Here is a 13,331-nt window from a genome sequence, read left to right on the forward strand (position 1 = left end):
GACTGACCCCATGACCACCGCACTTGCGAAGGCCACCGCCTTCACCGCCCTGCACACCCCGGCCGCCCCCCTCCCCCTCGCCAACGCCTGGGACGTCGCCAGCGCCCGCATCGTGGAGGCCGCCGGCGCCCCGGCCGTGGCCACCACCAGCGCCGGCGTCGCCTGGTCGCTCGGGGCGCCCGACGGTGACGCCCTCGCGCGGGACCGGGCGCTGGACCTGATCGCCCGCGTGGCCGGCGCCGTCTCCGTCCCCGTCACCGCCGACATCGAGGGTGGCTTCGCCGCCGACGCCGCCGGGGTCGGGGAGACCGTCGCCGGCGTCCTGGCCGCCGGCGCGGTCGGCGTCAACATCGAGGACGGCACCCGCGCACCCGCCGAGCACGCCGAGCGCCTGGCCGCCGCCCGTGCCGCCGCCGACGCCGCCGGGGTCCCGCTGTACATCAACGCCCGCGTGGACACCTACCTCTTCGGCCTCGGCGAGAGCGCCACCCGCCTCGACGAGACCCTCGCCCGCGCCTCCGCCTACCTCGCCGCCGGCGCCACCGGCATCTTCGTGCCCGGGGTCACCGACCCCGCCGTCATCGCGGAGCTCGCCCGGGGCATCGACGCCCCGCTGAACGTCCTCGTCGGCCCCGGCGCCCCCTCCGTCGCCGAGCTCGGCGCCCTGGGCGTGGCCCGCGTCAGCCTCGGGTCCTGGGTGGCTGAGGCCGCCTACGCCGTCGCCCGCCGCGCCACCGAGGAACTGCTCGGCGGCGGCACCTACGCCTCCCTCGCCGGCTCCCTCCCCTACGGAGAGGTGAACTCCCTGCTCAAGGGGTGAGAAACCGAGAAGCGTGCATGCGCCACCGACCGTAGGATCCGGCCATGAGCACCTCGATACCGGCGAAGCCGAAGGGGGCGGCGGCCGGCACCGCCCGCCGCGGGACCGGCGGCGCCGTCTGGACCGCCCTCGCCGTGGTGTACGTCGTCTGGGGTTCGACCTACCTCGGAATCCGGATCGTCGTCCAGACCATGCCGCCGTTCCTCTCCGCGGGGGCCCGCTTCCTCACCGCCGGCCTGATCCTGGCCGGCGTCGTCGCCTGGCGGTACGGGCCGGCCGCGCTGCGCGTCACCGGCGCGCAGCTCCGTTCGACGCTGGTGGTCGGCCTGCTGCTGGTGCTCGGCGGCAACGGCCTGGTCGTGCTGGCCGAGACCTCGGTGCCGTCGGGGCTGGCCGCGCTGCTGGTGGCGTCGGTGCCGATGTGGGTGGTGGTGCTGCGGGCGGTCACCGGGGACCGGCCGCCCCTGCGCACCCTGCTCGGGGTACTGGTGGGGCTCGCGGGGCTGGCGGTGCTGACCAGCCCGGGGCTCAGCGGGGAGGTCCGGCTGTCGGGCGTCCTGCTCGTCGTGGCGGGTTCGGTCGCCTGGTCGCTGGGGTCCTTCTCGGCGGGGCGGCTGCCGCTGCCGGGCAACCCCTTCACGGGCAGCGCGTACCAGATGCTGTGGGGCGGCGCGTCGCAGGTGCTGGTCGGGCTGGCGCGCGGGGAGCAGCGCGGTCTGGACCCCGGGTCCTTCTCCACGGCCGCGTGGCTGGCCCTGGGCTACCTGGTGCTGATCGGTTCGGTCGTCGGGTTCACCGCGTACGCGTGGCTGCTCCAGGCGGCGCCGCTGTCGCTGGTGGCCACGTACGCGTACGTCAACCCGGTGGTGGCCGTGGCGCTGGGCGCGCTGGTCCTGGACGAGCCGCTGACGCTGCCGATCGTGCTCGGCGGCGCGATCGTGGTGGTGGCGGTGGGTGTGATCGTCAGCACCGAGCGCCGGACGTAGCGGCGGTCCCGGCCCGTCCGCCGGCCCGGCTCGGACGCCGGTCGCCCGGCCCCGCTCAGCCTCGGGCGGCGGCTTCGTAGAGGGCCTTGGCCCGTTCGTCGTACAGGGCCGCCGTGGAGTCCACGTCGGTGTCCCCGCCGCTGAGCACCCCGATGAGCCGTCCCGGCTGGCCGGTGCCGCCGCGGTCGGCGATCCAGGGGCTGCCGCTGGTGCCCGTCCAGAAGCCCGCGCAGCTGATGTACAGCATGTCCGGGTCGTCGGTGTCGTGGCGGGTCTGGGTGGTGCAGGAGACCGGCTTGTTCTGCGGGTTGTGGTCGGATTCCGGGTAGCCGACGACGGTGACCTCGCGCTCGTACCCCGAGGTCCAGTCCGGCTTGGGCGCCTCGCCCTGGCCGACCCGCTGCTGGAGGCTGCGCCCCTCCCTGTCCGGTTCGACGGTGAGGAAGGCGAAGTCGGCGGTCTCGTCGCCCCATTTCGTCCAGCGCTCGTCCACGTGGATCGAGCGGACCTTCCACACCCCGAGGGGCTGGGTGCCCGAGCCCTCGCCGGAGAAGGCGGGCGCGAAGGAGAGCTCGCCGATGGCGAGACCGTCGTGCGCCACCTCGCCCGGCCGGCCGTCCTCCCCGGCGGGGGCGACGCAGTGCGCGGCGGTGGCGACGACGTTGCCGTGCGGGCTGTCGACCACGCTGGCCGTGCACCAGTGCTCGCCGTTCGCCATGAGCACGCCGACGGTGGGGAAGGGGTGCACGGGCTTCTCGCCGGACGCGCCGAGGAGGACGACGGCGCACGCCGCCACGATCCCCGCGGCGGCGGCCGCCGCCGTCGCCCCCTTCACCACCTGGCTCATCGCACGCCGGGGTCGGGTGTCGGTGCCTGCATCACCTTGCTGATCCACTCCAGGGAGCCCTCCCTCATACCACGTACGTACGATTTTCCGTTGTGCTCACCATCCTGGATCACCTGGAGCCGGGTGTGCACGGGGCCCTTCCCGTACTCCTTCATGAACTTCTCGGCGAGGTCCCGGCCGCTCTCCTTGGTGCCGATCTGGAAGTTGACGTACACGTCGGGGCCGCCCTCCCTGATCAGCTTCTCGGCCAGCTTCTCGGGGTTGTTCTCGTCCATGGCCTGCCGGTTCCCCTTCCACAGCGGGGAGTCGGGAACGAAGTCGACGCCGCTGGCGATGACCGCTTTGAAGCGGTCGGGGAACTTCAGCACGTCCTTGAAGGCGCCGAACCCGCCCGAGGAGGAGCCCATGAAGGCCCAGCCGTCGCGGGAGGTGAAGGTGCGGAAATTGGCCTTCGTGAAATCCGGGATGTCATCGGCCATCCAGGTGCCCATCTTGGGCTGGCCGGGGATGTCGGAGCCGTCGTAGTGGTGCTTGGTGTCGGCGTTGATCACCGGCATGACCAGGATGAACGGCAGGCTGGTGCCGTTCTTGACCCCGTCGATCACGGCCTGCTGGAGGCCGAGCCCGGGGCCCGTGCCCCAGTAGTTCTTCGGGTAGCCGCGGCCGCCGGGCAGGGAGATCAGCACCGGGAAGCCGCTCTTGGCGTACCTCGGCTCGTCGTACTCCTTCGGGACCCAGACCCACACGTCACCCGTGAAACCGGACTTCTTGCCGGTCAGGGTGGTCATCGCGATCTGCGTGCCGTCCGGGAGGCGGCTGGTGCGCACGAAGTCGGACTTGGGGCCGGTGGGCATCAGCACCCCCGGGCGGATGTCCTCGGCGGTCGCCGACTCCTGGATCTTCCCGAAGGAGACGGGATCCCCCAGGTCGGAGAAGAGGCCGGCCTCGTACGCCGCGCCGCCCCCGGCGGCGAGGACGAGGGCCAGGCCGCCGGCGATCAGGATCCGGCGCTTGCGCGGGCGGCGGGCGGGACGACGGCCGCCCCCGGTGGTGGGGCCGCCGTCGTCGCCTTGCTGGTCATACTGCACGGATTCGTTCCCGTTCCTTCTCCGGCGCCCCGGTTGGGCGCGGGTCGGACCGATAGGTCCCCCTTATCGCTTCTACAGAGGTTTCAACGACCGTAGGGGTTGCCTGGGACCGGGGCGACGTGGCGAGGGCCACGTGGCGGACGCCTGTACGGACGCCTCGTGCGGCGGCGTCCGGGCGGGAACGGGGGGCCGGGTCAGCCGGCCTCGGGCCTGGGGCCCTTCAGCACCTTGCTGACCCACTCCAGCGAGCCCTCCTTCATGCCGCGCACGTAGTGCCAGCCGTTGTGCTCGCCGTTCTGGATGTCCCGGATGGTCGTCTTCACGGGACCCTGGCCGTACTGCTGGACGAACTTCGTCATCCGGTCCTTGCCGGACTCCCTGGTCCCGATCTGGAAGTTGATGTAGACGTCCGGGCCGCCCGCCTTGATCAGCCGGTCGGCGAGCTTCTCGGGGTTGTTCGCGTCCATCTCCGCCTGGTGGCCCTTCCACAGCGGGGAGTCCGGCACGATCTCGCCACCGCTGGCGATCACCGCCTTGAAGCGGTCCGGGTACTGCAGGAGCGTCTTCATGCCGACGAAGGCGCCGGAGGAGGAGCCCATGAAGGCCCAGCCGTCGCGGGACTTGTACGTGCGGAAGTTGGCGCGGGCGAAGTCCGGGACGTCCTCGGCGATCCAGGTGCCCATCCTGGGCTGGCCGGGTATGTCGGAGCCGTCGTAGTAGTACTTGTTGTCCGGGTTGAGCACCGGCATGATCACGACGAAGGGCAGGCTGGTCCCGGCCTGGACCCCCTCGCTGATGGCCTTCTGGAGGCCGAGGCTCCGGTCGGACCAGTAGTTGGCCGGGAAACCGTTGCCGCCCGGGAGGGCGATGAGGACCGGGAAGGCGCTCTTGGCGTACTTCGGGTCGTCGTACTCCTTGGGGGCCCACACCCAGACGTCCCCCTCGAAGCCGGACTTCGGCCCCGCGAGGCGGGTCTTGGCGATGATCGTGCCGTCGTCGAGCTTGGTGGTCTGCTTGAACTCGGACCGCGGGCCGGCGGGCAGCTGCACGTCCGGGTCGCCGGCGGGCGTGGGCGGGGCGGCGGGGGTGGGACCCTTCTTCGCCGGGCCGCCGTCCGTGCCGGTGGCGGCGGGCGCGTGGTTCTTGCCGAAGCTGACGGCCTGGCCGTTGCCGTCGAACCACTCGTTCTCGTACGCGGCGAAGCCCCCGCCGCCGAGCAGCAGCGCGCCGACGACGCCCGCGCCGATCCATCTCGCGCGCCGTGACGTCCTGCGACCCCCGGCCCGCTCGGGCTCGCGGTCGGACGGCTGCTGAGGGTACTGGTGCACGAACTCGCTCCGAACGGTCTCGGCCGCCCGGGCACGGGCGGCGCGGGCGGACATCCCCTTGGTTAGTCCTGATGAGCGAATTCTGCGGATAGTTCCAAATCCCGGCAAAAACGTGGCGGGAACTTCGGATGGCGACCCGCTCACTTCAACGCGTCGAGCACCTCCGCGCACCGCCCCAGCAGGGCGATGAGCTGGTCGCGCTCCTCGGACGTAAGGGCGTCGGCGAGCGCCCTCTCCACGCGGACGGCGCCCTCGTCCGCGAGCTCCATCGCGGCGCGCCCCTCCGCGGTGAGCCTGGTCTCCAGCACGTTGCGGTGCCACTCGTGCGGGGTCCGTTCGACGAGGCCGCGCTCGTGGAGGTTCTTCAGCACGGTGTTCATCGTCGGCGCCGTGACCCCGCAGAGCCGGGCGAGGGCCGCGGCGGAGATGCCCGGCTTCTCGGCGAGCCAGAGCAGGGCCGCGTACTGCGGAACCGTTACTGCGGCCGGCTTGCAGGCGGTGGTCTTCGCCGCGAGGAGGGCCTGCTCGGCGCGCTTGAGGTGCGCCCCGATGCGCTCCTGGGCGGGCATGGAGGTCATGGCGCCATCTTATGGCCCTTGCCAAGTATTAGAACCCTAATTACTCTACGAACCCACTCAGACAGAAGGACACACCTATGCGCAAGCTGTCGTACGCCCTGCCCGCCGCCGCCCTCCTGGCCCTGACCACCGCCCTGACCACCGGTGCCGCCGCCCCGGCCCAGGCCCGCGTGTCCACGGCGTTCACCCTGCCCGGCGCGAAGGTCTACCCCGAGGGCATAGCGGCCGACGCCCGTACCGGCACGGTGTACGTGGGCTCGTACGCGGACGGCACCGTCTACCGCGCCCGCCCCGGCGCCCGCAGCGCCGAGGTGTTCCTGCCCTCCGGCACCGACGGCCGGCACACCGCCAACGGCCTGCGCGTCGACGCCCGGGGCCGCCTGTGGGTCATCGACTCCACGGTCGGCGTCGCGGTCTACGACACCGCGACCGGCACCCGCCTGGCCCACTTCGAGGTGGATCCCGCCACCCCGCACTTCATCAACGACCTGACCATCACCCCGGACGGCACCGCCTACCTGACCGACAGCGTCCGCGCGGTGATCTACCGCGTCACCCCCGACCGGCTGCGGGCCGGCTCGGGCGCCCTGACGGCGGCCTACGACCTGAGCGGGCAGGTCACCCCGCCGCCGCCCGGCAAGCTCACCCTCAACGGCATCACCTCCGACGCGGCGGGCCGCTACCTGCTGGCGGTGGACATGACCGCCGGGGAGCTCCACCGGGTGGACCTCGCCACGGGCGCCTTCAGCCGGGTCACCCTCACCGGCGGCGACCTGAAGGCCGCCGACGGCCTCGACCTCTCCCCCGGCGGCACCCTCCGGGCGGCCCACAACGTCACCAACACCCTGACCCGCTGGCAGCTCACCCCGGACGGCACCCGCGCCCGCCTGCTCCACACCCTCACGGACCCGTCCCTCCAGATCCCCACCACCCTGGCCCACACCCCGGCCCGCACCCTGGTGGTCCGGTCCCAGTTCGACAAGGGCGGCCCGATGACCCCCTCGACGGGCACCCCGACGACGTTCACGGTCGCCTCGGTCCGGGGCCTGTAGCCGGCTCCTCACCGACCGGCGGGGTGGCCCGCGGCGGCCTAAGATGGCTTCAAGAGTCAGCAAGGCACGTCCGGCGGCTCCACGGCGCCCCCGCGGGCCGCCCGGCCGGCCCGGGAGGCACGATGACCGCATCCCCCGGCGCGTCACCGCAGTACGCGCACACCGACCCCGAGGACACCCTCAAGGTGCTCGGGGGCTCATGGCACTGGGCACTGGGCCTCGCGCTCGCCACCCTGATCCCAGGCATCCTGATCCTCGTCTGGCCCGACGAGACCCTGCACGTCCTGGCCGTGATCCTGGGACTCCAGCTCCTGGTGGCGGGCGGCTTCCGCTTCGTCACGGCCTTCTCGCACGGCAGGGAGTCGGGCGGCAGCAGGCTGGCGGGCGTCCTGATCGCCCTGCTGGCCCTGCTGGCGGGCGTCCTGGTGCTGCGGCACCCCATGCAGACGGTCGGCCTGCTCGCCCTGGTCGTCGGCGTCTCCTGGCTGCTGACCGGAGTCCTCGCGGCCTACGTCGCGATCGCCGACCGCACCCTGGCCCACCGCGGCCTGCGCTTCGGCCTGGGCGCCCTCATCGCCGTCGCCGGAATCGTGGTGCTCTGCTTCCCGGTGGACTCCGCCGTCGCCCTGACCCGGCTGCTGGGCCTGTGGCTGGTCCTGATCGGCGTGCTCGAACTGGTCATGGCCTTCGCCCTCCGCTCCACCACCCGCAGACTCACCCGGGCCGCCCAGACACCCGAACCGTTCTGACCTGCGCGCACACAGCGGTGACGCGGAAGGGGCCTGGACTCGAAGGAGCCCGCCCCCTTCCGGCGAGCGGCCCCTCCCCGCACCATCCCAGCGCGGACGGTCAGTAGCGGTACCGAGCCGCAAGGACGATGATCTCCTTCTCCGTCACCAGGTAGACGAGGCGATGCTCGTCGTCGATCCGCCGCGACCACGACGACCACTCGGTGCCCTGGCGGTCGCTGCCCACCTTCTGGCGCCGGGACCAGTTGGCGTCATGACCTCCCACATCGAGACACTCGCCCAGTAGCTCGAAGGCAAGGCCGAACCTGTAGCACGCATTTGATGGCTCGCGACAGGGGGCTGTCAGTGGCTCCCTGCATGCTGGAGGGCGAGCCGAGGACAAGGGGGATGCACCACATGGGTGGAGTCGACACGGCACGGGGCATGGGGTTCCAGACGGCGTGCGCAATTCTCCAGCTGATCCGCACCCCGGACCAGTATCCGGAGGCGGAGACCTTCCGGGTGGAGGGCGCCGACGAGGCCATCGACTTCGAGGTGAGGGACGCGCGGGGGCGACCGCTGCTGCTCGCCCAGGCGAAGACCCGGGTGGAGCCACGCACCTGGTCGGGACCGGAACTGGTGCGGCTCGCCCGTCGCTGGGGCGAGGCCGATCCCGACGGTACGGCCGTGCTGCGGTTCCTCTCCGACGGACCGGTGCAGGCGTCGGGGCAGGCCGTCCGGGACGCGGCGGATCGCGCCCGCGCTCTTCCCGATCCCGAGCAGTGGCTGGCTGGGTGCGAAGGCCTGGGAACCTCGATCGCGCTCACCGCCGAGGACCACGCGCTGATGCGCCGGCTAGAGATCAACACCCGTATCGGCCCGTGGGATCAGATCCTCGATGAAGTCAGAGTCGAACTGCTACGGCTCTCCCCCACCGCCATGGCGTCGACCGAGATCGACGCCACCGTAGACGCGTTGTTCGTGAAGTTGTTCCAGTGGTCCGGGGAACGGCGGATCGACCGGCGCACGGTCCGGCTGGATGAGCTCCCGGGACTCCTGCACGGGCGCCGTACCACGCCAGGGCACGGGTTGGACGCTTCTACGGGTCCCCGCCGCCGCACCCTGTTCCGGGGCGTCCCCTCAGCTACCGGTCTGCACGGGCGGACGGAAGAACTGAACGCGCTGAGAAAGCTGTTCGACGAGGAGCCCGGCACCGGGACGGCACGGGTCGTGGTGTCCGGGCTCGGCGGCATCGGCAAGTCGAGCGTCGCCCGCCTGTACGCCCACCGGAACCGGGAGGCGTACGAATTCGCCTGGTGGATCCCGTCCGACACCCGGGAGGACGTGATTGCCGCGTACCGGCAGTTGGTGGCCGAGGAGCAGCAGGAGGCCGAGCCCGCCACCGAGGCAGAGATCATCGAGCGTGTCAGCCGCCGTCTCGCGCATCTGGGCACCAGGACCCTGCTGGTCTACGACAACGTCGCGAATCGTGAGCAGCTCCAGGGACTCCTGCCAGCCGAGGGCGCCCACGTGCTGGTCACCACCCGCGACTCGGCCTGGGCCACGGCGGAAGGCGGGCTGGTCGTGGGCCGGATGGCCAGGGAGGAGGCCACCCGCTGGGCAGCGGAACGGCTGCCCCAAGTGTCCAAGCCCGAAGTGTCCGCACTGGTCGACGCGGTGGAACGCATCCCGCTCGGGATCGCCCAGGCCACCGGTTACATCGCCGCGACCGCATGCCCGGTGGACGTCTATCTGGCGGAGCTCTCGGAGTGCCGGGCCCGGCTGCTGGACAACCCCGGTTTCGTCCCCTTCGACTACCTCGCGGGAGTGACGCTGACGGCGGCGGTGACCCTCAGCGTGGGACGAGTGCTGTCCCACGCGCTGCGCTCGCCCGAAGGGTCCGAACAGCAGCTCGCCGCCGAACTGCTCGCCCGTTGCGCCCTGCTCGCCCCGGACTTCATCCCGCTGCACCTCGCGGCACTCGACATGCCGATCGGTACCGCCGTCTACGGTGCCGTGGCGGAGCTGCGCAGATTCTCCCTGGTCGCTCCCCAAGACGGCATGTTGGCGATCCACCGGATCGTGCAGGCGGTCGTCCGGGCCCTGATGGACGGCGAAGCCGTCGAGTCGATGTACGGACGTTTCCAGTACGAGTTGGTGACACGGCTGGTCGCCTGCCAGAGGCAGAACCGGTGGGCCGAGGCTGCGACGCTGGTCGAACACGCGGTGCATGTGGCACACCACGTGCGCGAGGGCGCCCGCGTGGACGGCAATACCGTCGCGTTGCTGGCCAACACCGCAGGGGCTATCGCCAATGTGCACGGTGACCTAGCGCGCAGTGAGAGCCTGTTACGCGAGGCGTTGGCCGTCGTGGACGAATTCGACGACGCCGTGATGGACGACGCTGTGTACCGGAGGGCGGCGACGACCACCACGCTGGCCCAGTGCCTGCAGAACCAGCAGAGGTTCGACGAGGCGGCAGAGGCGGCACAGACCGCCTGGTCCCTGTTTGAAGGCTTGGACACCCTCAGCCCCGACGGAGTGGAGCACCTGCTTCTGGCCCACGCCACCGACATGCGCGCGGCCGTGGCGACGGACCGCTTCGCCGATGTGGCCCGCGCGGCCTTGAGGTTGGAGGCGGTACTGAGGCGCGAGGATGTGGCCGCACCGGTCGAGTTGAAGGTCCGACTGGAACAGGCACAGGCACTCGTATGGATCAAGAACTGGGACACTGCGGCAATTACGGTCGACGTGGCCAAGGGGCTCATCGGCCCCGACGACGAGCCGAACGCGGAGCTGCTGTTCCTGGACGCCATGGTGAAGGCGTCCAGGGGACGCCTGGAGGAGGCCCTGGCCATCACCGCTAGCATCCCGGAGCCCACGGAACACGCAGCCGTGACGATCATGCGTCATCACGCGGACCAGATGGTGGACATGGCCCACGCCATGATGACCGGCAGCCTCCAGCGGCAAGAGGAGGGAACGCCCACCGACGTCTGGATTCTGAACGCCGCCGAGTCCCTGCTTGAAAGGGCCGAGGCCCTACTCAAGACACACACCGAAGCAGGACCGGACGTACTGGCCCACGTTCGGCAAAGGTTCGCGGTACTGGCCTGGACCCGGCACACGCTCGGGCACCCCGGCGGCGACCCGGAGCAATCGCGCGCCCTCATGCGCGAGAGCCTGGAGATGTTCGAGGCGGCCGGGCAGGGCCACGTGCCGCTCGCGGTCACCACGCGCGAGTTCCTGGCAAGGGACGGGGAGGAGGACGACCCCGTGGAACGGACGATCACGGACGGGCCTCCTCGCTGCGCCCTTGGACCATCGGGGGGCAAGGGGACGCACCCTATCTCCGCGTTCCCCTGGAAGAACGTCCTGGCCTGGGTCCGGGCGGCACCGCCGGACGCGCGTTCGCTGTACGCCCTGCTCGGAGCCACCTTCTACCACCTCGGTGAGCGAACGGCACCCTCACCCGCCTTCGTCGCCCTGGCGGTCACCGCCGCGGCGCGCACCCTGGGCCTGACATGCCGCATGATCCCCACCACGCTCCAGGTGACCCTCGACGGCGTGCCCCTCGACCTCCCGGATCAGGCGTCCGAACCGACGCTCACGCCCACCGGCGAGGTCCGCGGGCACATCACCCTCTGGTGCGAGGAGGCCGCACGCCTGGTGGACCCGGCCCTGCTACTCGCCCAGGGCCGGTTCCCCTCGGGTGCCGACGAGCGGGAGGCCTTCCTGACCCCCGTGGTCTTCCCCGCACCTGATGTGGACTCTCTGTTCGCTTTCCGTCCGACCACTCCCCGCGGGAGACACCTGCTCGTGTACGACTTCCGCCCGGACTGGGAGGAGCACCTCGTCAAGGTCCTCCCCCATCTGGACATGGCGGCGGTGGCGACCTTCGCCCAGCAGATCGCTTCCACGGCGGCCCTCGCCACGACCGCCTTCTGAGCAACTGGTGGTCTGGTCGTTCACCTGGGACACCGGTCCACTGTTTACGACACCTGATCAAATGCCGACCCTGCGTCAGAACATCCAGCGCCCACCCGACACGGCTACGCCGAAGGGGTCGGGCTCGACAGAGCCCGACCCCTTCTGACGTGCACGCTTGACTCAGCAGCTAACAGAGAGTACGCGCATGACTACACGTTGAAGCGGAACTCGACCACGTCGCCGTCCTGCATGACGTAGTCCTTGCCCTCCATGCGGGCCTTGCCCTTCGCGCGGGCCTCGGCGACCGAGCCGCAGTCGACCAGGTCCGCGAAGGAGATGACCTCGGCCTTGATGAAGCCGCGCTGGAAGTCGGTGTGGATCACGCCGGCCGCCTCGGGGGCCGTGGCGCCCTGCTTGATGGTCCAGGCGCGGGTTTCCTTCGGGCCGGCCGTCAGGTAGGTCTGGAGGCCCAGGGTGGCGAAGCCGACGCGGCCGAGGGTGGCGAGGCCCGGCTCGTCCTGGCCGACCGACTGGAGGAGCTCCAGGGCTTCCTCGTCGTCCAGCTCGGCGAGGTCCGCCTCCAGCTTGGCGTTGAGGAAGATGGCCTCGGCCGGGGCGACCAGGGCGGACTGCTCGGCCTTGAAGGCGTCGTCCGTCAGCTCGTCCTCGTCGACGTTGAAGACGTAGAGGAACGGCTTCGTGGTGAGCAGGTGCAGCTCGTGGAGGAGGTCGCCCTGCTCCGTGCCCTTGGTGATGCCCTGGGAGAAGAGGGTGTCGCCGTTCTCCAGGATCTTCTGGGCCTTCTCGGCCGCCGCCAGGACCGCGACCTTGTCCTTCTGGAGGCGGGACTCCTTCGTCAGGCGGGGGATCGCCTTCTCGATGGACTGGAGGTCCGCGAGGATCAGCTCGGTGTTGATCGTCTCGATGTCGTCCTTGGGCGAGACCTTGCCGTCGACGTGGACGACGTTCTCGTCCTTGAAGGCTCGGATGACCTGGCAGATCGCGTCGGACTCGCGGATGTTCGCGAGGAACTTGTTGCCCAGGCCCTCGCCCTCCGAGGCGCCGCGCACGATGCCGGCGATGTCGACGAAGTCGACCGTGGCCGGGAGGATGCGCTGCGAGCCGAAGATCCCGGCCAGGACCGCGAGGCGCTTGTCCGGGACGCCGACGACGCCGATGTTCGGCTCGATGGTGGCGAACGGGTAGTTGGCCGCCAGTACGTCGTTCTTGGTCAGGGCGTTGAACAGGGTCGACTTGCCGACATTCGGCAGGCCGACGATTCCGATCGTGAGCGACACGTTGGCGACTTCCCGTAGCTGAGTGGGGGCGGCGGCCCGGACTGGGCCGTCTGACAGTTTACTTTCCCGATGAGCGCACATCGTTGTACGCGTGTCCGGGCGGGCTGGGCGGGGCCTCGCGCCTAGGTTGGTGGGGTGGAGCGATACAGGATGCGTTCGGTACGTCACCCGCAGGTGCCCGCCCCGGCGGTGCGGCGCCCCCGGCCCCCCGCGCCCGCCGGCCGGCGGATGCCGCGGCCCCGGCTGACCGGGCTCGGCGGCGGGCTCTTCGCCTGCGCGGCGATGCTGCTCGTCGCCGGGATCTGCTGGCTGCTCTTCGACTCCTCGCTGTTCGCGTACGGGCTGCTGTTCCAGCCGGTGGCCGCCGCGACCGCCCTGTGGGTGCGCCCGGCCGACCTGATCACCGCGCCGGTGTGCGTGCCGATCGCCTTCGCCGCCGGAGTGTGGCCCGTGTCGGGCGGCTCCGGCGGCTTCGGCGGGGAGCTGATGGGGGTGGTGTCGGCGCTGTCCCTGCACGCCGGGTGGCTGTACGCGGGAACGCTGGTCGCCGGACTGATCTCGCTGGTGCGGCGGGCCGCGCTGAGCGGGCGCCGCCGGGGCGCCCCGGCCCGCCCGGCCGGCGGGGGGGGGGGGCTGGCTGTTATAGAAATATCCCAGCCCACGACAGCGGTTACGG

At 71.2% G+C, this 13,331-nt stretch carries 11 protein-coding genes and 1 pseudogene; 6 read left to right on the top strand and 6 right to left on the bottom strand.

The window, feature by feature from the left end:
* Positions 1-10 precede the first annotated feature (10 nt).
* Positions 11-820, top strand: coding sequence for an isocitrate lyase/PEP mutase family protein (locus WDV06_RS25360; RefSeq protein ID WP_395512085.1), 810 nt, complete (start codon positions 11-13; stop codon positions 818-820).
* A 44-nt stretch (positions 821-864) separates the two neighbouring features.
* Positions 865-1,806, top strand: a complete 942-nt coding sequence (locus WDV06_RS25365) for an EamA family transporter (RefSeq protein WP_395512086.1) — start codon at positions 865-867, stop codon at positions 1,804-1,806.
* Between the two features lie 55 nt (positions 1,807-1,861).
* Here the strand turns inward: WDV06_RS25365 and WDV06_RS25370 are convergent, their stop codons facing one another.
* From WDV06_RS25370 to WDV06_RS25385, 4 genes are all read right to left on the bottom strand, one after another.
* The gene (locus tag WDV06_RS25370; RefSeq protein ID WP_395512087.1) at positions 1,862-2,653 is read right to left on the bottom strand and encodes a trypsin-like serine peptidase; all 792 of its coding nucleotides are present in this window, start codon (positions 2,651-2,653) and stop codon (positions 1,862-1,864) included.
* A complete protein-coding gene (locus tag WDV06_RS25375) occupies positions 2,650-3,741 on the bottom strand; it encodes an alpha/beta hydrolase (protein ID WP_395512088.1) in 1,092 nt (363 codons plus the stop codon). Before WDV06_RS25375 ends, WDV06_RS25370 begins: the two co-directional genes overlap by 4 nt.
* Before the next feature lie 194 nt (positions 3,742-3,935).
* Complete coding sequence (locus tag WDV06_RS25380) at positions 3,936-5,069, bottom strand: alpha/beta hydrolase (RefSeq protein ID WP_395512089.1); 1,134 nt, start codon at positions 5,067-5,069, stop codon at positions 3,936-3,938.
* A gap of 140 nt (positions 5,070-5,209) precedes the next feature.
* Entirely contained in the window at positions 5,210-5,647 is a 438-nt protein-coding gene (locus tag WDV06_RS25385; protein ID WP_395512090.1) for a MarR family winged helix-turn-helix transcriptional regulator, read from the bottom strand.
* A gap of 77 nt (positions 5,648-5,724) precedes the next feature.
* Here WDV06_RS25385 and WDV06_RS25390 point away from each other — a divergent pair, with 77 nt between their 5' ends.
* Together WDV06_RS25390 and WDV06_RS25395 are read left to right on the top strand one after the other, a co-directional pair.
* Positions 5,725-6,699, top strand: a complete 975-nt coding sequence (locus WDV06_RS25390; protein WP_395512091.1) for an SMP-30/gluconolactonase/LRE family protein — start codon at positions 5,725-5,727, stop codon at positions 6,697-6,699.
* Between the two features lie 122 nt (positions 6,700-6,821).
* Complete coding sequence (locus WDV06_RS25395; protein ID WP_395512092.1) at positions 6,822-7,448, top strand: HdeD family acid-resistance protein; 627 nt, start codon at positions 6,822-6,824, stop codon at positions 7,446-7,448.
* Positions 7,449-7,548: 100 nt separating this feature from the next.
* On the opposite strand, the pseudogene WDV06_RS25400 reads toward WDV06_RS25395, so the two are convergent.
* Positions 7,549-7,641: pseudogene (locus WDV06_RS25400) on the bottom strand (type II toxin-antitoxin system YoeB family toxin); the annotation flags it as partial.
* 230 nt (positions 7,642-7,871) lie between these two features.
* On the opposite strand from WDV06_RS25400, the gene WDV06_RS25405 reads away from it, so the two are divergent.
* Positions 7,872-11,375, top strand: coding sequence for an NB-ARC domain-containing protein (locus WDV06_RS25405; RefSeq protein ID WP_395512093.1), 3,504 nt, complete (start codon positions 7,872-7,874; stop codon positions 11,373-11,375).
* 191 nt (positions 11,376-11,566) lie between these two features.
* On the opposite strand, the gene ychF is transcribed toward WDV06_RS25405, so the two are convergent.
* Complete coding sequence (gene ychF, locus WDV06_RS25410; protein WP_395512094.1) at positions 11,567-12,655, bottom strand: redox-regulated ATPase YchF; 1,089 nt, start codon at positions 12,653-12,655, stop codon at positions 11,567-11,569.
* Between the two features lie 150 nt (positions 12,656-12,805).
* On the opposite strand from ychF, the gene WDV06_RS25415 reads away from it, so the two are divergent.
* Positions 12,806-13,331 (top strand): DUF6542 domain-containing protein (locus WDV06_RS25415; protein ID WP_395512095.1); only part of this gene is annotated, 526 nt, incomplete at its 3' end.

It is taken from the genome of Streptomyces racemochromogenes, from assembly GCF_044129415.1.
GTDB classification, from domain to species: domain Bacteria; phylum Actinomycetota; class Actinomycetes; order Streptomycetales; family Streptomycetaceae; genus Streptomyces; species Streptomyces racemochromogenes_A.

What these genes read in the sequence shown, in the direction of transcription:
- WDV06_RS25360 (WP_395512085.1), top strand. Translation starts at nt 11, where the DNA reads ATGACCACCGCACTTGCGAAGGCCACCGCCTTCACCGCCCTGCACACC.
- WDV06_RS25365 (WP_395512086.1), top strand. Translation starts at nt 865, where the DNA reads ATGAGCACCTCGATACCGGCGAAGCCGAAGGGGGCGGCGGCCGGCACC.
- WDV06_RS25370 (WP_395512087.1), bottom strand. Translation starts at nt 2,653, where the DNA reads ATGAGCCAGGTGGTGAAGGGGGCGACGGCGGCGGCCGCCGCCGCGGGG.
- WDV06_RS25385 (WP_395512090.1), bottom strand. Translation starts at nt 5,647, where the DNA reads ATGACCTCCATGCCCGCCCAGGAGCGCATCGGGGCGCACCTCAAGCGC.
- WDV06_RS25390 (WP_395512091.1), top strand. Translation starts at nt 5,725, where the DNA reads ATGCGCAAGCTGTCGTACGCCCTGCCCGCCGCCGCCCTCCTGGCCCTG.
- WDV06_RS25395 (WP_395512092.1), top strand. Translation starts at nt 6,822, where the DNA reads ATGACCGCATCCCCCGGCGCGTCACCGCAGTACGCGCACACCGACCCC.
- WDV06_RS25405 (WP_395512093.1), top strand. Translation starts at nt 7,872, where the DNA reads ATGGGGTTCCAGACGGCGTGCGCAATTCTCCAGCTGATCCGCACCCCG.